20 protein-coding genes, 2 tRNA genes and 1 pseudogene are annotated in these 20137 nt (G+C 32.7%); 11 read left to right on the top strand and 12 right to left on the bottom strand.

Annotated features, from left to right (window positions below):
* The first annotated feature begins 11 nt into the window (after nucleotides 1–11).
* The gene (glmM, locus tag B0E44_RS06985; RefSeq protein WP_077372110.1) at nucleotides 12–1430 is read left to right on the top strand and encodes a phosphoglucosamine mutase; all 1419 of its coding nucleotides are present in this window, start codon (nucleotides 12–14) and stop codon (nucleotides 1428–1430) included.
* Nucleotides 1431–1471: 41 nt separating this feature from the next.
* Here the strand turns inward: glmM and B0E44_RS06980 are convergent.
* A tRNA-Pro gene (locus B0E44_RS06980) sits at nucleotides 1472–1545 on the bottom strand.
* Nucleotides 1546–1948: 403 nt separating this feature from the next.
* Between B0E44_RS06980 and B0E44_RS06975 the strand changes: the two genes are divergently transcribed.
* Complete coding sequence (locus B0E44_RS06975) at nucleotides 1949–3436, top strand: aminotransferase class V-fold PLP-dependent enzyme (protein WP_077372107.1); 1488 nt, start codon at nucleotides 1949–1951, stop codon at nucleotides 3434–3436.
* Between the two features lie 122 nt (nucleotides 3437–3558).
* Here B0E44_RS06975 and B0E44_RS06970 read toward each other — a convergent pair whose 3' ends face one another.
* Together B0E44_RS06970 and B0E44_RS06965 are read right to left on the bottom strand one after the other, a co-directional pair.
* Nucleotides 3559–4431, bottom strand: coding sequence for a lysophospholipid acyltransferase family protein (locus B0E44_RS06970; protein WP_077372104.1), 873 nt, complete (start codon nucleotides 4429–4431; stop codon nucleotides 3559–3561).
* Between the two features lie 91 nt (nucleotides 4432–4522).
* Complete coding sequence (locus B0E44_RS06965) at nucleotides 4523–5401, bottom strand: lysophospholipid acyltransferase family protein (RefSeq protein ID WP_077372101.1); 879 nt, start codon at nucleotides 5399–5401, stop codon at nucleotides 4523–4525.
* A gap of 120 nt (nucleotides 5402–5521) precedes the next feature.
* On the opposite strand from B0E44_RS06965, the gene B0E44_RS06960 reads away from it, so the two are divergent.
* On the top strand, nucleotides 5522–6160 hold the full coding sequence (locus tag B0E44_RS06960) for a rhomboid family intramembrane serine protease (protein ID WP_077372098.1): 639 nt from the start codon (nucleotides 5522–5524) through the stop codon (nucleotides 6158–6160).
* A 25-nt stretch (nucleotides 6161–6185) separates the two neighbouring features.
* Nucleotides 6186–6875 carry an SIMPL domain-containing protein gene (locus B0E44_RS06955; protein ID WP_077372095.1) on the top strand — a complete coding sequence of 230 codons (690 nt, stop codon included), beginning with the start codon at nucleotides 6186–6188 and terminating at the stop codon, nucleotides 6873–6875.
* A 104-nt stretch (nucleotides 6876–6979) separates the two neighbouring features.
* On the opposite strand, the gene B0E44_RS06950 is transcribed toward B0E44_RS06955, so the two are convergent.
* The 6 genes and pseudogenes from B0E44_RS06950 to B0E44_RS06925 form a co-directional block, all read right to left on the bottom strand.
* Nucleotides 6980–7060, bottom strand: a tRNA-Tyr gene (locus B0E44_RS06950).
* A gap of 172 nt (nucleotides 7061–7232) precedes the next feature.
* Nucleotides 7233–7619, bottom strand: a pseudogene (locus B0E44_RS18775) (TlpA family protein disulfide reductase); the annotation flags it as partial.
* Between the two features lie 18 nt (nucleotides 7620–7637).
* Entirely contained in the window at nucleotides 7638–8393 is a 756-nt protein-coding gene (locus B0E44_RS06940) for a DUF4369 domain-containing protein (protein ID WP_077372089.1), read from the bottom strand.
* A gap of 197 nt (nucleotides 8394–8590) precedes the next feature.
* A complete protein-coding gene (locus tag B0E44_RS06935) occupies nucleotides 8591–8809 on the bottom strand; it encodes a hypothetical protein (RefSeq protein WP_077372086.1) in 219 nt (72 codons plus the stop codon).
* Between the two features lie 180 nt (nucleotides 8810–8989).
* Entirely contained in the window at nucleotides 8990–9430 is a 441-nt protein-coding gene (locus tag B0E44_RS06930) for a KTSC domain-containing protein (RefSeq protein ID WP_077372083.1), read from the bottom strand.
* A gap of 168 nt (nucleotides 9431–9598) precedes the next feature.
* A complete protein-coding gene (locus tag B0E44_RS06925; RefSeq protein WP_077372080.1) occupies nucleotides 9599–9844 on the bottom strand; it encodes a hypothetical protein in 246 nt (81 codons plus the stop codon).
* A 306-nt stretch (nucleotides 9845–10150) separates the two neighbouring features.
* Between B0E44_RS06925 and B0E44_RS06920 the strand changes: the two genes are divergently transcribed.
* Nucleotides 10151–10699 (top strand): hypothetical protein, encoded by a 549-nt coding sequence (locus B0E44_RS06920; RefSeq protein WP_077372077.1) that lies wholly within the window; start codon nucleotides 10151–10153, stop codon nucleotides 10697–10699.
* On the opposite strand, the gene B0E44_RS06915 is transcribed toward B0E44_RS06920, so the two are convergent.
* Nucleotides 10693–11088 carry a response regulator gene (locus B0E44_RS06915; RefSeq protein WP_077372074.1) on the bottom strand — a complete coding sequence of 132 codons (396 nt, stop codon included), beginning with the start codon at nucleotides 11086–11088 and terminating at the stop codon, nucleotides 10693–10695. The two genes, B0E44_RS06920 and B0E44_RS06915, sit on opposite strands and share 7 nt — an antisense overlap.
* Nucleotides 11085–13928 carry a PAS domain S-box protein gene (locus B0E44_RS06910; RefSeq protein WP_077372072.1) on the bottom strand — a complete coding sequence of 948 codons (2844 nt, stop codon included), beginning with the start codon at nucleotides 13926–13928 and terminating at the stop codon, nucleotides 11085–11087. The genes B0E44_RS06915 and B0E44_RS06910 overlap by 4 nt, the downstream gene beginning before the upstream one ends.
* Before the next feature lie 265 nt (nucleotides 13929–14193).
* Here B0E44_RS06910 and B0E44_RS18770 point away from each other — a divergent pair, with 265 nt between their 5' ends.
* The 6 genes from B0E44_RS18770 (at nucleotide 14194) to B0E44_RS06885 (ending at nucleotide 18887) form a co-directional block, all read left to right on the top strand.
* Entirely contained in the window at nucleotides 14194–14358 is a 165-nt protein-coding gene (locus B0E44_RS18770) for a hypothetical protein (RefSeq protein ID WP_165688776.1), read from the top strand.
* Nucleotides 14358–14591, top strand: a complete 234-nt coding sequence (locus B0E44_RS06905; protein ID WP_077372069.1) for a hypothetical protein — start codon at nucleotides 14358–14360, stop codon at nucleotides 14589–14591. The genes B0E44_RS18770 and B0E44_RS06905 overlap by 1 nt, the downstream gene beginning before the upstream one ends.
* Nucleotides 14592–14594: 3 nt before the next feature.
* A complete protein-coding gene (locus B0E44_RS06900) occupies nucleotides 14595–14975 on the top strand; it encodes a YchJ family protein (RefSeq protein ID WP_077372066.1) in 381 nt (126 codons plus the stop codon).
* 21 nt (nucleotides 14976–14996) lie between these two features.
* On the top strand, nucleotides 14997–15785 hold the full coding sequence (locus B0E44_RS06895; protein WP_077372063.1) for an META domain-containing protein: 789 nt from the start codon (nucleotides 14997–14999) through the stop codon (nucleotides 15783–15785).
* A gap of 251 nt (nucleotides 15786–16036) precedes the next feature.
* On the top strand, nucleotides 16037–17155 hold the full coding sequence (locus tag B0E44_RS06890; RefSeq protein ID WP_077372060.1) for a VWA domain-containing protein: 1119 nt from the start codon (nucleotides 16037–16039) through the stop codon (nucleotides 17153–17155).
* A gap of 268 nt (nucleotides 17156–17423) precedes the next feature.
* Complete coding sequence (locus tag B0E44_RS06885) at nucleotides 17424–18887, top strand: sigma 54-interacting transcriptional regulator (protein ID WP_077372057.1); 1464 nt, start codon at nucleotides 17424–17426, stop codon at nucleotides 18885–18887.
* 142 nt (nucleotides 18888–19029) lie between these two features.
* Here B0E44_RS06885 and B0E44_RS06880 read toward each other — a convergent pair whose 3' ends face one another.
* Nucleotides 19030–19974, bottom strand: a complete 945-nt coding sequence (locus B0E44_RS06880) for a hypothetical protein (protein WP_077372054.1) — start codon at nucleotides 19972–19974, stop codon at nucleotides 19030–19032.
* Between the last annotated feature and the right edge of the window lie 163 nt (nucleotides 19975–20137).

Below are 20137 nucleotides of genomic sequence, written 5' to 3'. Positions count from 1 at the left end.
AATTAAAAAAAATGACTTTAATAAAATCAATATCCGGAATTCGAGGAACGATAGGAGGGAAAGTAGGAGACAATTTAACTCCGGTTGATGCCGTAAAATTTGCTTCTGCTTATGGAACTTGGCTTAAAAATTATTCCAAAAAAGAAACCCGAGGCGTAGCCGAACAGAGCGAAGCTAAACTAACTGTTGTAGTAGGTCGTGATGCCCGTATTTCTGGACCAATGATTCACAATTTAGTTATTAATACACTTATAGGATTAGGAATTGATGTAATAGATTTAGGTTTATCAACAACACCAACTGTAGAAATAGCCGTACCATTGGAAAAAGCAGATGGTGGAATTATTTTGACAGCCTCTCACAATCCAAAGCAATGGAATGCCTTGAAATTATTGAATGAAAAAGGAGAGTTTTTGAGTGGTGCAGCTGGAGAAAAAATTCTTGAGATTGCCGAAGCCGAAGCTTTTGATTTTGCAGATGTGGACAGTTTGGGCGAAATCACTATAAATGATGCCTATATGGATATTCATATCGATGAAGTGTTGAACTTGCCATTGGTAGATGTTGATGCTGTAAAAGCGGCTAAATTCAAAGTTGTCGTTGATGGTGTAAATTCATCTGGAGGAATTATTATTCCTAGATTATTAGAATTGATGGGGGTTGAAGTAGTAAAATTATACTGCGAACCCAACGGTCATTTCCCTCACAATCCAGAACCTTTGAAAGAGCATTTAACGGATATTTCGGAATTGGTGGTTAAAGAAAAAGCGGATTTAGGAGTTGTTGTTGATCCAGATGTGGATCGTTTGGCTTTTATCAGTGAGGATGGAGAAATGTTTGGTGAAGAGTATACTTTGGTAGCTTGTGCCGATTATGTTTTGAGCAAAACTCCGGGAAATACAGTTTCGAATATGTCATCCTCACGAGCTTTGCGCGATGTGACCAACAAACACAACGGAAGCTATGAAGCCAGTGCAGTAGGCGAGGTAAACGTAGTAGAATTGATGAAGAAAAACAATGCCATTATTGGCGGTGAAGGTAATGGCGGAATCATTTATCCAGAGTCTCACTATGGACGCGACAGTATGGTGGGCGTGGCTTTGTTCCTGACTCATTTGGCTAATAAAAAAATGTCAGTTTCGGCTTTGCGTGCTTCCTATCCTGAATATTACATGAGCAAAAACAAAATTGAATTGACACCGCAAATTGATGTTGATGCAATTCTTGTTGCAATGACGGAGAAATATAAAAATGAAGATATAACTACGATAGATGGCGTAAAAATTGACTTCGCAGATAATTGGGTGCATTTGAGAAAATCAAATACAGAACCTATTATTCGTATTTATACCGAAGCTTCAAGCCAGAAATTGGCAGATGATTTGGCTCTACGCATTATAGATGAAATAAAAGCAGTCGCTGGAATCTAAAACACAAAAACCGACAGAATAGTCGGTTTTTTTTTGCTTAGTCGGGATGACTGGATTCGAACCAGCGACCCCTAGCACCCCATGCTAGTAAGCTACCAGACTGCTCTACATCCCGATTTTCGATTGCAAATATATTTTTTTGTAGAAAATAATAGAAATTTAAAAACTCTTTTTTTTTCTAAAAAGGACTGAATTATTAGTTTTAGGAAAAAAATGATTTGCTCGCTTGTTCGCTATCAATCGGATGGCACTTTTTGGAAATATTGTATTTCTTTGTTGTTATTTTTTAATTCAATTTAAAATCAAAATTTTTAAACATTTTTTATAATCTAAAATTAAATAAGGAAAACAGACAATTATTTAAAGATTGATTTTTTAAATATTTGTCAAAAACTTTAAGACCGCAAATGGTAATTTGAGAATAATCGCCGTTTATGGTGGTAAAATTTGTAAAAACGTAAATAATGAAATTTAAATTTAATCAAAAATCAATATATTTGAAGCCAAATTAAAACGCAATGTCCACAACAAAAGTCCCAACATCATTAGAACAGTATTTTCAGCAATTTAGAGATAATATTATCGGAATTGAACAAGGTTTTGAATCACCTTACGGTCAGCAAAAAATTATCTATACCGATTGGACTGCAAGCGGCCGATTGTATCGCCCCATCGAAGAAAAACTGATGAATGAATTTGGTCCTTTTGTAGCCAATACGCATACCGAAACCACTGTTTCCGGAACAGCAATGACCAAGTCCTATCATCATGCCCGCCATATTATTAAGCATCATGTTAATGCCAATACTGACGATGTTCTAATAACTGATGGAACCGGAATGACAGGTGTCGTAAATAAATTTCAACGTATATTGGGTTTAAAAGTTCCCGAGAACCTTAAAGATTACATCAATATTCCAGTCGAAAAAAAACCAATTGTTTTTATTTCGCACATGGAGCATCACTCCAACCAAACTTCATGGCTCGAAACCATTGCCGATGTCGAAGTTATTCCTTCATGTGAAGAAGGACTTTTTAGCGTTGATAATCTTGCCGTTTTATTAGACAAATATAAGGATAGAGCCTATAAAATTGCTTCCATAACTTCCTGTTCGAATGTGACTGGGATCAAAACACCATACCATGAAGCAGCAAAACTTATGCATGAACACAATGGTGTTTGTTTTGTGGATTTTGCCTGTTCTGGTCCTTATGTGAAAATTGATATGCATCCCGAAGATCCAGAATCGTATTTGGATGCAATTTTCTTTTCGCCCCATAAATTTTTAGGAGGTCCCGGAACTTCTGGAGTTTTGGTTTTTAATAAAAAATTATATCACAATATGATTCCGGATTGTCCGGGCGGAGGAACCGTTTCTTGGACAAATCCATGGGGTGAGCATAAATACATTGACAATATTGAAGATAGGGAAGATGGTGGAACTCCAGGCTTTTTGCAGGTTATTAAAACAGCTTTGGCAATTCAATTGAAAGAGCAAATGGGGATTGAAAATATTCTTGAACGTGAACACGAAATTGTAGAATACGTTTTTGATGCATTGGGAAATATTCCAAATATAAAGATTCTTGCTGGACAGCATCATGATCGTTTGGGAGTGATTTCATTTTTTATCGAAGATTTGCACTTTAATTTGGGCGTAAAATTATTGAACGATAAGTTTGGAATCCAAACTCGCGGAGGATGCAGCTGTGCAGGAACTTACGGCCATTTTTTATTGCACGTGGATCAGGAGGCTTCTAATAAATTAATTGATGAAATCAGTTTAGGCGATTTAATCAGAAAACCAGGCTGGATTAGAATGTCGATACATCCAACTACAACAACTGATGAAATTGAATATGTATGCAATAGCATAAAATCCTTAGCAGAAAGTCATAAAAACTGGTCTTTAGATTATGTTTATGATAAAGAAACAAATGAGTTTCTTCATAAAAATGCAAAAGCTTTTGAAGATAGATTAGTGGAGAATTGGTTTTCTTTATAAGTTGCTAAGATTCTGAGAAACTAAGATGCTAAGTTTTTAAGAAATAAAAAACTCACCCTTTCAAGTTAATACTTTTGAAAAGGTGAGTTTTTTATTTAAATCTAAATTCTGAAATCTGCAATCTAGTCCCTTCTGTATTTCCATCTTTTGTGTGTCCATAGATAGAATTCTGGAGCTTCGTAGATTTGTTCTTCCAAAAGTTTTAAAAATCGATCCGTAAGTTCATAGTTTGGAACTTCTTTTGGATTGTCTGAAAGAATTTCCAATGTAGCTTCATAATGACCTCGTTTTACTTTTTTAGTATTTAGATACACCAGATTCATATTGTATCGTTTGGATAACATTTCGGCTCCTGTATGAACGGGAACTTCAATACCCATAAATTTTGCCCAGTGAAAAGCAGAATTTAATCTCGGTGATTGATCACTTGCAAAGCCATATAAAGCCAATACTTTATTCTTATCATTATTAATAATAGTAGGGATAGTTTGTTTGGTAGTGATTAATTTGGCCTTAAATCGAGAACGTATTTTATGAACTAATCTATCAAAATAGGGGTTTTTTAATTGCTTATAAATACCATAAGCGACAAAATCCGAATAATAATTCATCGAAATAATCCATTCATAACTAGCATAATGAGAGCAGATTATTGCTACACTTTTGCCTTCTTTTTCTAATTCCTTATATACATCAATATTTTTAAAGACAAACCTTTTGCAAATTTCTTCTTTGGAAATATTCATTGTTTTTACCATTTCAAGAAACATGTCACACATGTGATGGTAGAATTTTTTTTCAACTATCAATCGCTCTTGATCGGATAAATGAGGTAATGCTAAGATAAGGTTTTCACGAACCGTTTTTTTACGATATCGAATAATTCGGTATACAATGATATAGACAAAATCTGAAAATAAATACAATAAACGAAAAGGAAGCATCGAAATAAGCCAGATTATTGGATAGGCCAGTAAATATATCAGATATTGCATTTATTCAAATTTTATGCAAATATAAATAAATTATCTTTTTCAGAATTGCTTCAAATTTGAGAATTATTGCTTTTTGATCCTATAATATATTTTATGAAACCTTTCTTTTGTGTTTCCATCTCTTGTGAGTCCACAAGTAATATTCTGGAGATTCATAAATTTGCTCTTCAACTCGTCTTAAAAACAAATCGGTTAATTCATAGTTGGGGATTTCACTTGCATTTTCAGATAGTACTTCCATAGTTGCCTCATAATAGCCACGCTTTATTTTCTTAGTTTTAAGAAAAATAACATTCATGTTGTATTTTTTAGCCAGCATTTCGGCACCTGTATATACTGGCACTTCAATCCCCATAAATTTTGTCCAATGATGAGAATTGCTCTCCTTTGGCGATTGATCGCTAGCAAAACCATACACTGATAGTTTTTTATTTCTGTTATTCGTTATGATTGTTGGAATTGTTTCTTTTGTTGTTATTAATGTAGCATTGAATTTTGACCGAATCGAATGAACTAATTTGTCAAAGTAGGGGTTTTTAATTTGTTTGTAAATTCCGTAGCCGTGAAATTTAGTGAAGTAGTTCATTGAAACAACCCATTCATAACTGGCGTAATGAGCACACATTATAGCAATGCTTTTCTCTTGCTTTTCAAGTTCAGCATAAACTTCAAAATTTAAAAAGACATATCTTTTGCATATTTCTTCTTTGGAAATTGTCATTGTTTTTATCATTTCTAAAAACATATCACACATGTGATGATAGAATTTCTTTTCAATAACTAATCTTTCACTGGCGTTTAAATGAGTCAATGTCAACGCTAGATTTGCTCTCACCGTTTTTTTTCTATAACCAATAATGCGGTATATTATAATGTAAACAAAATCTGAAAATAGATATAATAAAGGAAAAGGAAGTATTGAAATACACCATAAAATGGGGTAAATTAACAGATAAAGGACATATTTCATTTTGTAGGTTTTGCCAAATGTAGTTTATTAAAAAGTAAATTAAAGATAGTTTATGATTTCTTTATTAGTAAAAATTATAATATTAATTAGATTTACAGTAAAATTTTAAACCTACATTTTATGAATGCCATTTTGATTGGAATTATTATTGCTAATGTCCTTATTAGCTATAAAGGATTTAATGATATTTCTTTTTTTAGAAAATATGAATTCCATATAGGCAGTATTCGTGCCGGAGAACAAATCCGAATGCTTTCTTCGGGATTTCTGCATGTTGATATGACTCATTTATTGTTCAATATGCTAACATTGTATTTCTTTGCGCCGGTTGTGTCAAATTATTTGGGAAATACTTCATTTATCATGGTCTATTTTGGCAGTTTAATTTTTGGTAGTTTATTAACGATGCTGTTTCACAAAGACGATTACAGCTATAGAGCAGTTGGGGCTTCCGGTGCTGTAACAGGAGTTTTATACTCTGCAATTTTATTGCGCCCCGATATGATGTTGGGTCTATTTTTCGTTATTCCAATTCCTGCCTATCTATTCGGGATTATATACTTATTGTATTCAATTTATGGAATGCGAGCCAAAAATGATAATATAGGACATACAGCTCACTTTGGAGGAGCTATGGGAGGATATTTGATTACCCTTTTACGAAATCCTGAATTAATACAAGAACACACCTTAATGACCGTTTTATTAGCTATTCCCATTGTTATTCTTTTTATAATGGCAAAAATGGGTAAACTTTAATTTTTTAATCTTTAAAATCAATATCATGAAAAAATCAATTTTATTTGCTATCTGCCTATTTACGGTTTTGGCCTACAGCCAAGAAATTAAGCCAATTCCTCAAATCAATGTTTCGGGTGAAGGAAAAATCAAAGTAGTTCCGGATCAGGTTACTATTTTGGCCACGGTGGAAACCAAAGGAAATAATGCAAAAGAAGTAAAGAAACAAAATGACCAGCAAATGGAGGCTGTTTTAAAATTAGTCAAAAGTATGAATCTGGCACCTGCTGATTATAAAACAAAAAGAGTTTCGTTGAATCCACAGTATGATTATGAAAAAAAGAAACATTCATATAATGCCACTCAAACTATTGAGATTCTTTTGAGAGATTTATCAAAATATGATGAACTGATGGAAGGATTGGTTGACCAAGGAATCAATCGAATTGACAATGTTACTTTTCAATCGTCAAAGTTGGCTCAATACCAATCAGAGGCTCGCAAACAAGCCATGAAAGAAGCCAAAATGAAAGCAGAGGACTATGTGTCTGTTTTAGGGCAAAAAGTAGGAGTAGGGTTTACTATTACAGATAATTCGCAAACGTATTATCCACAACCAGTATATGCCATGAAATCGATGAGAACGGAAGCAGATAGCACTGCACCAAGAGAAACAATGGCTGTAGGAGAAATAGAGATTATAGCCAATGTGAGTGTGAGTTTTAAACTGGACTAGGAAATAGAATTATAAATCAAAACACATCTTATAAAAAATAAGATGTGTTTTTTTTTGGTAAGTTTTGAGCAAAAAAAAACGCTTCAATTTCTTGAAACGTTTTGTGGGGAGAGCAGGATTCGAACCTGCGAAGTTCACACAGCAGATTTACAGTCTGCCCTCGTTGGCCGCTTGAGTATCTCCCCAGGCCTTATTTGGTAACGCTTATTGCGTTATCCGGGTGCAAATATAGAGACTGTTTTTAGTTTTACAAACTTTTTTTGCACTTTATTTTAGTATTATTTTTAATGTATTGGTATTGAATAAAATAAAAAATCTCCACTAGGGAGATTTTTTATTTTTGAATACTAAAAAGGATTATTTCCCTAGTAATTCTATGATTTTTGCTTTAAGTTCATCGCCTCTTAAATCTTGTGCAACTACATTTCCTGATTGATCAAGAATAAAAGTTGCAGGAATTGATTCCACTTTATATTGTTTTGCAATTGGATCTTCCCAACCTTTAAGATTAGAAACTTGTGTCCAAGTTAATTTATCCTTTGCAATAGCTTCTTTCCATTTTACTGGATCTTCATCTAGTGAAACACCAATTATGTTAAGACCTTTAGAATGCAGTTGATTATAAATCGCTACTACATTTGGATTCTCTTTTCGACAAGGACCACACCATGAAGCCCAAAAATCAACGATTGTTACTTTTCCTAAACTCTCCTTAAGCGAAACAGTTTTGCCTTGTGGATTAGGAGCAGAGAAATCAGTCCTTCATTTAGCTGCAGGTGCAACTGGAGCTGCAGTAGCACCAACTGAAGGAGTTTTTAATTCAGCAAGTTTTGTTTTTAAAGCTTTCCCTGGTTTAGAATTTTTCAAAGACTCATCAAGGCTGTTGTACATAGTTTCTATTTTTTTAGAATCTACAGCAGGATCATTACTCATTCCTTGGATGATTAATACACTGATAAAAGATTTTGGGTGTGTATTTGCATAATCTACATATTTAGTTTTTGAACTAGCACCAATTTCAGTTTGAATTTTTGTGTACTCTTTCATTAAACCATTGATAGTTGCAGTATCTTTAGTTTGTTGCGCCATTTGCATTTTTTGCATATTCGCTGTTTGAAAATCCATTAAAGGCTTTTGTATTTTAGTGATTTCATCGTTGAATTTCACGTACTCGTCATTATTGTAAGTTCCTGAAATTTTAGATTTTTGAATTGTATCTTTGTTTACAACGATTGTGATATCTCCATTTTCTAAGATAAATGGAATTTTTCCTTGAGCTCCTTCAATTTGCAAGGTATGAAAAACTGGCTCAGTGGTTTTTCCTTCGATTTCAAATTTACCGTTTTCGATTTTTACTGTATCTACAGCAATTAATCCCATACCTTTATCATCTTGTCTTTCCAAGATTACTGTTTTACCGTTTTCAAATCCAGCAGCAGTTCCTGAGATAGTGTATTTGTCTTTGCTACAAGAAGTAAGTAATGCTGTAGCAGTAAGAAATAAAATAATTTTTTTCATTTTTATTAGTTAATTGTTTTAAGGTTACAAAAGTATTTAAAATTATAAATTAACAATAACTTTAGTCCCTAAATTTATGTTATAATTTGCTAGTTTTCAAAGTTCATAAAAACCAGTAAAATCAATGTTTATAATTTTATAAAAGTTTAAATACACACTCTGCAGACGTGTAAAATGTGTAAATAAATTAAATGATTTTAGGATTCGTGCTGATGAATATGTGATTCAATATGTTCGATTTCATTTAATGTTATCTTAATATCTAAATTCACCGTTCTTAAATCTTTATGCAGATGTGAACAAACAGGGTTTGATTTTAATTTAAAATCAATTTCAGCTTTTACTTTTTCAAGTTTTTCATAGGTTTTTAAGGCATTTTTATATTGCCTTTGATACCGGTTAATGTAATCATTCATGGTTTTTAGGTTTAGTTAGTTAAATTTGGGTAGGCTAATTTATTAAAAAACCTGTTAAATAAATGTTAATTGACTTATTTTTTAAGATTTAGCAACGTGCTCAATGAATGCTCAAATTCGTTGTAAAACAAAAAAAGCACCCTTTTAGAAGAGTGCTTTTGTATATAAAATTTTGAAAAACTATTCTTGGTTTATAGTTTTTCTCCAAGTAAATGCATTAAGAATATGTCTTTTTGCAAATCTTCCAGGAGAATCAGCGTTAACCATTTTCACATAAGTAGCTTTAGGAACACTGATATATTCGTAAACACTTCCGTTAGAGAAATTGATAATCAATCTTCCTTCAACAAATTTATAATCTGTAATTGTTGATGTTGAGATTGTTTCTGTGTACTCAGGTAAATTTTGTTTAATCGTTTCTGGATTGATACTTACCAAAAAGTGGTAAGCTTCAATTATTTTTTTACTGTTTTCTTCAGCTTCTTTTAAACCAGCTTCATCACCTTGAAATTTATCGGGATGTGCATCTTTCATCGCATTACGATAGATGGTTTTCAATTCTTTAAGCTCTACTGTTTTCTCTACATTAAGTAGTTTGCGGTATTCAACTATTTTTTTCATAAATAAGGTAACTACTTGTCTTTTACTATCAAACCAAATGTATTTGGTTGGAAATCGACAATTTTTTGCAAAGGTACACTTTTTTTTAACTTTTTAGTTTAGAGCAAAAAAAAAATCAAAAAAAGTAGTTTTTTTGATTTTCTTAAATAATAATTATAAGCTAAAAGCCTATTGTTCAGGCTTCATATTGGCCTTGTCAAAGTTTTTAGATTTTTTTGGATATTTATTGTAGCTAATATCACTTGGGTTTTCAATAACACTTTTAATGGTAATCCAATCGCCAAGGTTGTGTTTCTGAGCCATCTTGAAGTCCAAAAGATAAATTCCACAAAAATAATTATTGTTTTCATCTTGCTCCATTATTCCTGTAAAAACGCCTTTTTGTAACATTCTTTCCTCTGATGCTTTGGTCATAATCTGTTTATTTTAAAATAATTCTGATTGCAAAGTTAAGGAATTATTAGAAACTAATGCTGAATGGTAAAATTGAAATGATTTTTCGGAAAAGTATTACTCTTGGTTTAATGTTAAAGCCGATAGCGAACGCGTAAGGGATAGCGCCAAATTACCGAAGTAATGGCAATAGCCCGACCGCATTAGGGCAAAGAGCCGAATATGCGTTGCTATCATTAGGCTCTTTGCCCTGATGGGGTTACGTCCAAATTATTTTGATTTGGAACGGATTTGGAATTTACTACCGTTTGTGGCTACCTTTGTTTTATGGAAAAAATATTTCGTCCAAGTCCAAAATCATTCAAAAATACATTTTGTGTTTTTCATGAAGTGTTGCCGGATCGAATTGCGGGAATGCCGGTACAATATGACAGTCAATCGGGGAGTAAATATTATTACACCAAGGAAGGAATGTATCGATTGTCCAATCATTGGGGGCGTTTGGCCAATAGCAAATGGCGATTGGAGCCAATGGAACCAGAGACCGAATCGAAATTCAAAGTTGGATTTGCTTCTTGGAATGAATTTTATCCCGATAATGCGGAAGAAGAATTGTATTATCTGGAAGCCAATTACTTTAAAAAAACAGTTAACTACCAGCACCGAAACAATCCAAATTACGATTCGAAAGCCATATTGAGAACGAGCTTTGCCACTGCAAAAAGAATCAAGCAGATTCGGAATTTATTTGAATTGACTTCGTGGGCTAAGTATTTTGATTATGATGATATTGACGAACTTCGCAAGGAAATTATTCATGAGCTAATTTTTACCAATAAAACATTGGAGGAAATAAAAAGACAGATAACTCAATGATTTGCTGCTATTAATATTAAGTCATTGTCATTGATGGGTTTTGATAAATAAGCAATAATTTCGGAATAGTTTTTCGCCTTGTTTTTGTCTTCTAATGCGATAGAAGAACTCACTATATATATTTGTACAGGATCTTTGATTAGGGGTTTTAAGAGTAGCTTTTCTTCCATAAATTCCCAACCGTCCATAATAGGCATATTAATATCCAAGAGAATTATATCAGGAAGCATTTCATTGTTTTTTAATGCCTTTTTCAACGCATCTATAGCATCTTTCCCGTTTTTGAAACTGGAAACACTTGAGAATAATTCTGACTTCTTAATAATCTTGTTAACTATAATTTGATAAATCGGGTCGTCATCAACTACCCATATTGTTTTTTGGCTCATATTATTTCTATTTTAAATGTTGTACCTACGTTAAGTTCACTTTCAACTCTTATAGTTCCGCCCATGGCTTCTATTTGATTTTTGGTAATAAATAAACCAACTCCTTTAGAATCAGGATAATTACTAAAAGTTTTATACATACCAAAAATTTTATTCCCGTTTTTTACTAAATCAATACCTATTCCATTATCTGAAATTTGAAGGATTTTTTTATCTTTTTTTGTTATCCATTTTAAGTCTATAATTGTTTTACGTTCCGGATGGCTGTACCGAATTGCATTTGAAATCATATTGTAAAGAATACTTTCCAAATAGGCAGGATTGTAATCGATTAATAAATCATTTGGAACTAAATTATTAATCGTAATTTCTTTTGATATTATTTGTTTAGAAAAGACTTTCATTACATTCTCAACATAATCTTTTAAGTTCAATGACTCGGTTGTTAAGGTTACATTGGTACGTATATTGATTACTTCATTGAGATGCAAGATTGTTTCATTAAGCAAATCGGAAACAGAAACTAATAATTGCATCATTTGTTCTTTTTCCTGCTCTGTTTCTGAGGCTTTTAGTAATGCAACGATGGAGGATATATTACTGGTATGCGATCTTAGGTTGTGTGAAATTATATAGGAAAAATTCAACAGTCTTTCATTTTGTTTGGATACTAAATTGAATGAATTATTTAAATCATCTTCTATTTTTTTTGAATTTGTTATGTCAATCATTATTCCATGAAGGTTTTTTGCTAAACCATTTTCATAAACAATAGTTACCATATCCCGAAGCCATATTATACCCCCATTTTTGCAAATCATTCTATATTCAAAATCATGATTAGAAAGCTCATTAGTTTTTTCTGAGCAATATTTCAGCACAAATTCTCTATCTTCAGGATAGATATGGTCTCTCCAAAAATTAGGATTACTCAACCATTCTTCTGAGGTAAAGCCCAAAATTTGTTCTACTTTTTTACTAACAAAAGTAAATGCAAAGGTTTTCATATCACACTCCCAAACAATTCCGTCTATTGTATTAATAAGTGATTCTAATTTTCGTTGGGACTTAAAAATAGTTTTTTCGTTTTTTTTCCGAAAAGTAATATCCTCAGTAGAAATAATCATGCGCTCCAGAGTTTTTTCATAGCCCTGTATTGCATTCCATCTAAAATGTATATCAATCGATTCTCCATCACTGTTCTTAATTTTGGTGTCATAAGCTAATTGCATGTTATTTTGCGTAATTGCAATTAACTGTTTTATAAACCCATTTATGGTATCGGTATCAAGCACCTGTTCCAGATTCTCAAGTAATTCCTGTCCTTTTTTTATATTAAGAAGTTCCAGACATTTATAATTTACAGCTATAACTTTGACGAAGTTGAAGCATTTAAGCACCACATCCGGATTCTCATTAAAATAATTCTCAACAGTGTATGCGTTTTTACCAATCAGATTTAGATCTTTCAGATAATTTTTGATTAGTGATAAATCAACTTCCCACATAGGAATAGGGGAGTTTTTAAAGAGGTTTTTAAATTGTTTTTCGCTTTTTTTAAGATCCTCCAAAATTTGTTTCTGCAATGTAATGTCTTCAACAATTGCAATAGTTGTATTTGAAACATCATTATTTTTAGAAAGAGACGAAACAATTAGATTTACCCAAATAATTTTATTAGCGCTAGTTATGTATCTTTTTTTAATAGTATAGCCGTCATTTTTTCCTTCTCTTAGTTCACTTGCGAATATTTTGGATATTGATAAATCTTTAGGATGTGTAATAGATAGGTAATTTTTGGATTTCATCTCTTGCTCAGAGAATCCCATTAATTCGCAAAATTTATTGTTGATTTCCAGAAAATTACCTGTATTATCATCTACAAGGGCTATTCCTAATGGAGCTTGATCAAAAACGGCTTTAAATTTCATTTCACTATTTCTAAGCTTTTGTTTTTGAACATCAAGTAATTCCCGTAACTGTTTTGGTCTATTTAACAAAATCGTTACAAAAGTACCTGATAATAATGCTAGAATAAAACCTAAAATTGATGGAAGAAAAAGAATAGAATAATGATTTTCTTGCTTTTTGGAACTTATATACAACTTCCAATTTCCGTCTGGAATTATTTTTGAAATTTGCTTGTCTTCATTAAACTTTACTCTAAGAGGAAGAAAAAACTCTTCTTTTTGGGTATTGGGGTTAATCTTAGAAAACTGAAAATAATATTTATTAGTGTCAATTAAATTAACTTTGGAAATTTTTAATAAATCTTCAAATTTGATGACAACTGCCGAGAAACCCCAAAACTTATTTTTTTTGTAAACTGGCAATCGACCCACTATCCCAATTCCACCCTGCTTTAAAACCAAAGGACCTGCAAAATACATTTTTTTATTTGCAATAGTCTTTAACGCTTCCTTTCTAACGTTTGGATTTGTTAAAAGGTTTTGATTTAATGCAGCTTCATTTCCTTTCAAAGGATAGATATATTTGATTATTCCATTTGGTACCAACTGAACTGTACTAATACAATTATTTGATTCTACAAGTTTTGAAGCTATGTAATCAAAATCCTCAGGAATACCATTATCATTTATAGTTAATGCCAGTGTAAGTGTTGTAGTATAGCAACTCTTAAGACATTGATCTATATTTAGATACAAATTTTCGAGAGTTGTCAGCATCTCACGATGCTCTGTTTCTCTAATAATTTGAACTCTTTGTTCAATGAAAAATGCTACACCAATATTCAAGATTAAAAAAACAAGAAATCCTGCTGTCTTAGGTTTTGCAAAAAACCATCGAATATAATTGGGATATTTGTTTTTATACTCCATTGCATATCACTTAGTAAAGATTGGAAAAGGTGTTTTTTTGAGTAAAAAACTAAATTTGGGTTTCTAAAGATACCATTTCTAATACACAAAAGTAAGAAATACTTGTTTTATTTTTAACATTGAAGCATAAAAAAGATGGGGTTTCAACATAAAAACTTCAGTCATTTCAATAATAAACCCGAACTTTGTAGCCGTACTTTAATGGTAACAATTTTATAATAAGATTATTATTCAAATAAAAATCGAAAGAAATAAAAAAAATAAAATGGGCAGAAACAACGAGAGGAACATTAAGAAACACAACGACAAACTGCACAAAGCGCAAGACAAAGCCAAGAAAGCAGTAATGGATCGTAAAGAAAAACTAAAACAAATCACCAAAAAATTTAATGAAGGAAAGTCTTCTGAGGATAATCAAATAGAGCAATAATGGAAAAAGATAAATTTAGCGAATTAAAAAATGGCGTTCAGGAAATAATTGACTTTATAGCCAATAAAAACACAAAAGAAGCTAATAATAAATTGGTGGAAGTTAGCGAGCAATTGGATGAACTCCTAGATCATACAGATGAAGATGAAGAACTTATTGAAATCAGTAAATATCAGGTGTTGCTTAATCAATTGCAACAAAAAATTGTTTTGATTAATGTACAACTTAATTGATTTATGATATCTGATAATTGTTATTGCGGTTCCGATAAATCATTTGATTTGTGTTGCAATATTTATATTAAAGGAATCCAAAAGGCTCCAACAGCATTGGCATTAATGAAATCGAGATATTCTGCCTATGCCACTAATCAGGTTGATTATTTATTAGCAACAACACACAGTTCCGAAAGGAAATATTATTCTCGTGAAGAAATTTTACATTGGGCCACAGCCAATAAATGGCAAAAACTGGAAATCATCTCGGCAACAGAAAATACGGTTGAATTTAAAGCTTATTTTATTGATTCAAATAATGTGAATCAAGTGCATTATGAGTTTTCTACTTTTAAACAGGAAAATGGCAGTTGGTTTTATGTGGATGGGAAGTTTAAATAATTAAGATTTTATTACTAAAATATGAAAAAGTGGATTCAATTATTGCCAATTATTTTACTGATTATTGGTTGCAAAAGTGCTGTAACAGTTCCGAATGAGGCTACGAAAGTAGAACCTACTTTTGCCTACAAACAGCAAATGGAAAATCTAGAGAAAGGTATTTATTTCCGGGGAAATGGTAACGAACCTGATTGGAATTTAAAAATATCAGAGAAAACCATTGAGTTCACTTCTTTGATGCCTGGTTTTGAAGCATTAACAGGCAATCACGTTGAACCTCTTCAAGCGATGGATGCGAATGTAAAAATGTACCGAGTTACAGATAAATTGGTTACAATGATTATCCAGATTATGCAACAGGAATGTATCAATACCATGTCTGGTGATAAATCGGCTTATTCAGTTCGCATTGAAATTGCAAAAGACAACAATTCAACCTTTATAAGTGGCTGCGGAAATTATATCACGGATTCTCGTTTACACGACATTTGGGTTTTGGAACAATTAAATGGACAAAAGGTGAGTTTGGGAGATTTCACCAAAGAGCTACCAAATATTGAAATAAATAGTTCGACCAATAAATTTATGGGATTTGCGGGCTGCAACAGAATGAATGGCACTATTTTCTTTGAAAGAGGATTGCTTCGATTCACTAATGCGATCACCACCCGAATGTTTTGCGGTGAAAATAACAAAGAAACTGAATTCCTCAAAACATTACAAAGTACGACCACTTATAAGGTTGAAAACTTGCGTTTGACGCTTACTAATCAATCAGGAAATGAATTGGTTTTTAGAAAAGTAGATTAATTTTCAAGTGAATAGTAATTAGTTAGAAGTAATTAGTAATTCTATAAGTAATGAATCCTTTCCATTTTTAGAGTGCCCCCAAATAGTGTCTAACTTTTTGGGGGTACTCTATTTTTGGGAGGGATTTTTTTTTCAATGCTGCAATTAGCTATTCACTTATTACAATTTACTAATCAACAATTAAGGCTTTTAACGTAAAATTATTAATTGTTAGTAGCGAGTTCATTTAAAAATAATCTAAATTTATGATTATGAACACTACTATAAAAAAGGGATTCTATTTTAAAAGCTACGAAGCTCCGTTTCAATCTCCATTTGATAAGCTTTTTGCCATTTTCAAAGAGCTTATTACACACACTTCAGGAGATTTTGACGAAGCTATCAATTGGTTGCGCGAATTGGACAAAGAGTACAAACTAACCGATCCATCCTATACCATCGATGATTTTATTGAAGATTTGAAGAAAAAAGGATATCTACGAGAAGAACTCAAAGATGATGGAACTTCAGGTTTAGGAATTACCGCCAAAACAGAGCGAGCTATACGGCAACAGGCTTTGGATAACATTTTTGGAAACATTAAAAAGTCGGGGACTGGTAACCACAAAACTAAACATGTTGGAAATGGCGACGAACATACGGGAGAATTTCGAGAGTTTCATTTTGGGGATGGATTAGAACGTATTTCGCTGACCGAAAGTTTAAAAAATGCACAAATCAATAACGGAGTTGCCGATTTTATGCTTACCGAAAATGATTTGGTAGTTGAAGAAACCCGATACAAATCCCAAATGAGTACTGTTTTGATGATTGACATCAGTCACAGTATGATTCTTTATGGAGAAGATCGAATTACTCCCGCAAAGAAAGTGGCAATGGCTTTGGCCGAATTAATCACTACTCGCTATCCAAAAGACACACTCGATATTCTTGTTTTTGGTGACGACGCCTGGAGGATTTCCATTCGGGATTTGCCTTATCTCAAAGTCGGTCCATTTCATACCAATACTGTCGCCGGTCTGCAATTGGCAATGGACTTATTGCGAAGAAAACGAAATACCAATAAACAGATTTTCATGATTACCGATGGTAAACCGAGTTGTGTGAGAGAAAAAGACGGAAGTTATTATATGAACAGCAACGGTCTCGATCATTACATCGTCGAGAAATGTTATACCCAAGCACAGCAAGCACGAAAACTGCATATTCCAATAACCACTTTTATGATTGCCAATGATCCTTATCTGCAAAAATTTGTAAATAAGTTTACCGAAGCCAATCAGGGAAAAGCTTTCTACACCGGATTGAAAGGTCTAGGAGAAATGATTTTTGAAGATTATGAAACGAATCGTAAAAAAAGAATAAAATAGAGGTCAATTATTATTTTGAAGCAGAAAAATTTGGCATTTTTAGAAACATCCTCCCGCTTTCCGTTTCAATCTTTTGTGCCGAACACCGGCACAAAAGGATTTCCACTTCAAACGAAGTTCACTGAACTCCAATGAAAATAAAAGTATAGTGAAGTAATCGGGGCTAGAGGGAGAGATTTGCATTTTTGCCAGGATTTAAAAAAAAATTAATCAAACTTAGATTCTTAGAAACTTAGAAACTTAGAATCTAAGTAACTTAAATAAAAATATGAAAATAGAAAACATAAACACACTCGGAGAATTAAAGAAATCAGGATACGTAAGCAAGAGCATCAAAGATGAATTACGTCACAATTTAAGGGAAAAAATCAAATCAGGACAACCCACTTTTGAAGGAGTTCACGGATTTGAAAATACTGTAATCCCAGAATTGGAAAGGGCTATTTTGTCGCGCCATAATATCAATTTATTGGGACTTCGTGGTCAGGCCAAAACGAGATTGGCTCGAAAAATGGTAGAATTATTAGACGAGTACATTCCGTATGTGACGGACTCCGAAATCAATGATGATCCTTTTTATCCATTATCCCGTTTTGCCAAAGATGTCATTGCTGCCAAAGGTGACGAAACTCCAATTTCTTGGCTACACAGAAGCGAACGTTTCTTCGAAAAACTAGCCACTCCAGATGTAACTGTCGCTGATTTAATAGGTGATGTCGACCCTATAAAAGCAGCGAATTTAAAATTATCCTATGCCGATGATCGCGTGATTCATTTTGGGATGATTCCTCGTGCCAATCGCTCTATTTTTGTAATTAATGAATTACCTGATTTACAAGCAAGGATTCAAGTAGCACTATTTAACATACTGCAGGAAGGTGATATACAAATTCGCGGATTCAAATTAAGAATGCCACTAGATATGCAGTTCGTCTTTACCGCCAATCCCGAAGATTATACGAATAGAGGAAGTATTGTGACACCACTAAAAGACAGGATAGGTTCACAAATCTTAACTCATTATCCCCAAGATATCAAGACGGCCAGAACAATTACTACTCAGGAAGCAAAGCTTGATGAAGCCCAAAGCGAATCGGTTTATATTCCGTCTTTGGCTAAAGATTTATTGGAACAAATCAGTTTTGAAGCACGAGAAAGCGAATTCATAGACAATAAAAGTGGCGTAAGCGCCCGTTTGAGCATTACGGCTTACGAAAATTTATTGAGTACCGCTGAGCGTCGTGCTTTACGATCAGGAATAGACAAAACTACTTTGCGTTTATCTGACTTTATGGGAATTATTCCGTCCATAACCGGTAAAGTCGAGTTGGTTTACGAAGGCGAGCAGGAGGGATCTGCTATTGTAGCCCAACACCTTATAAATGATGCTATCCATACTTTTTTCCCTGCCTATTTTCCAAAAATTGAGAAACTGGAAAAACAAGGAGAAAAAACACCTTATTCCGATATTTTGGATTGGTTTTTCACCGAAAGCGGTTTTGAATTATTGGATGACTGTTCCGATGAAGAATACAAAACTATTTTAGACGGTATTGCTCCTATGGAAAAATTAATAGAAAAATACCAGCCCCAGTTAGAAAAAAGAGATCGTTATTTTATGAAAGAGTTCATTTTGTGGGGATTGGTCGAATACAAAAAACTAAGTAAAGACCGTATTTCAGAAGGCTATCAGTTCAAAGATATTTTTGGAAGTTATATCAGCAAATTATAACTAATTGGATTAGTAAAAGTTAACACGAATTACACTAATTAGCACGAATTAGTATCTTTTTTAAAAGGATACAAAGAATTCGTGCTAATTAGTGTAATCCGTGTTTTTATTAGGTTAAGATTTGAGTTGCTCATAGTTCCATTTATTTCACCTCCAATACTTTTTGACTGTAATATAAAATCTCATTGGTAATTTTACCCTTTTCATTAAAAGTATCTATTAGCATTATCGGTAACACAATACTTTTTTTATCTGATTTACGTATTAATCTAAATTTCCACCAGGATTGTACCACTCTGGCATCGTCTAATTCATAATGTAGATAATCAGGATATCCCACTTGATCAATACTTGTAACATCAAATGCTTCAAATAATTTTTTATCGTTTTCCTTTTGTTCTGCCAAGGTGTATTGTTTATTAATGTCTGGGTTATTAATATCTATAAAAGTAGCCTTCTCGTCATAATAACTATAGGATTTGTCAAAATCTTTATTTTCAAAGGCATGCACCATTTTTCGTACCGTATTAATATTTTCATGATGATTGTAAATTTTTCCATTGGTTCTATCTGTAAAACTTTCATTGATTTCATCACTCACAGTACTGGTCGAGTAGTTAATCATCATTTTTATTTTATTGTTTTTATCTACGGTAAATAAACGATGAATTGGACGATCAATTTTGACACCAGTTTCCTTTTGAACTCCTTTTACGTCTTCCCATGTTTGCACCCAAACTAAATCTTTTTGATCGGCATCTTTATACTCTAGTGCATCAGGATAAGCACCTTTGGATCTTTTAATACTAGGATAATCTATGTTGTCTTTCCATGTTTTAACCGTCTTTAAATAAGCCGTCTTATCCATTCCTTTATCATCCTTATTTGTGGTTGTTCCGCTATAATACTTGAAGTCATCAGCTAAATAGCTGGCTACTTTATCAGTGTTTCCACTAACAAATGCTTGTGTCATGTCTTCTACTGCAGTAATAGCTGGATGCTCTACATAAATAGTTCCATTTGGTTTTTTTTGGGCGTATGTGATGCAAGTCGCAATCAACAATACTGTTGCAATAAAGTTTTTCATGTTTATTTAAATTTTTAGTTAAAAAAAGAATTAAATTTAACAAAAATAACTTGATTATCAGTTATTTACGTGTTATTTATTTTTAATAACGTAATACTGATTTTAATTAGTCTACCTTGCTGCGTTGGAACTATTTTTAAGTCCATCAAATATGAATATGGAG

The organism is Flavobacterium sp. A45 (assembly GCF_002001005.1).
GTDB lineage: Bacteria > Bacteroidota > Bacteroidia > Flavobacteriales > Flavobacteriaceae > Flavobacterium.
The sequence above is the reverse complement of the archived record's forward strand: the minus strand, read 5'-3'. Positions and strand labels throughout refer to the sequence as shown.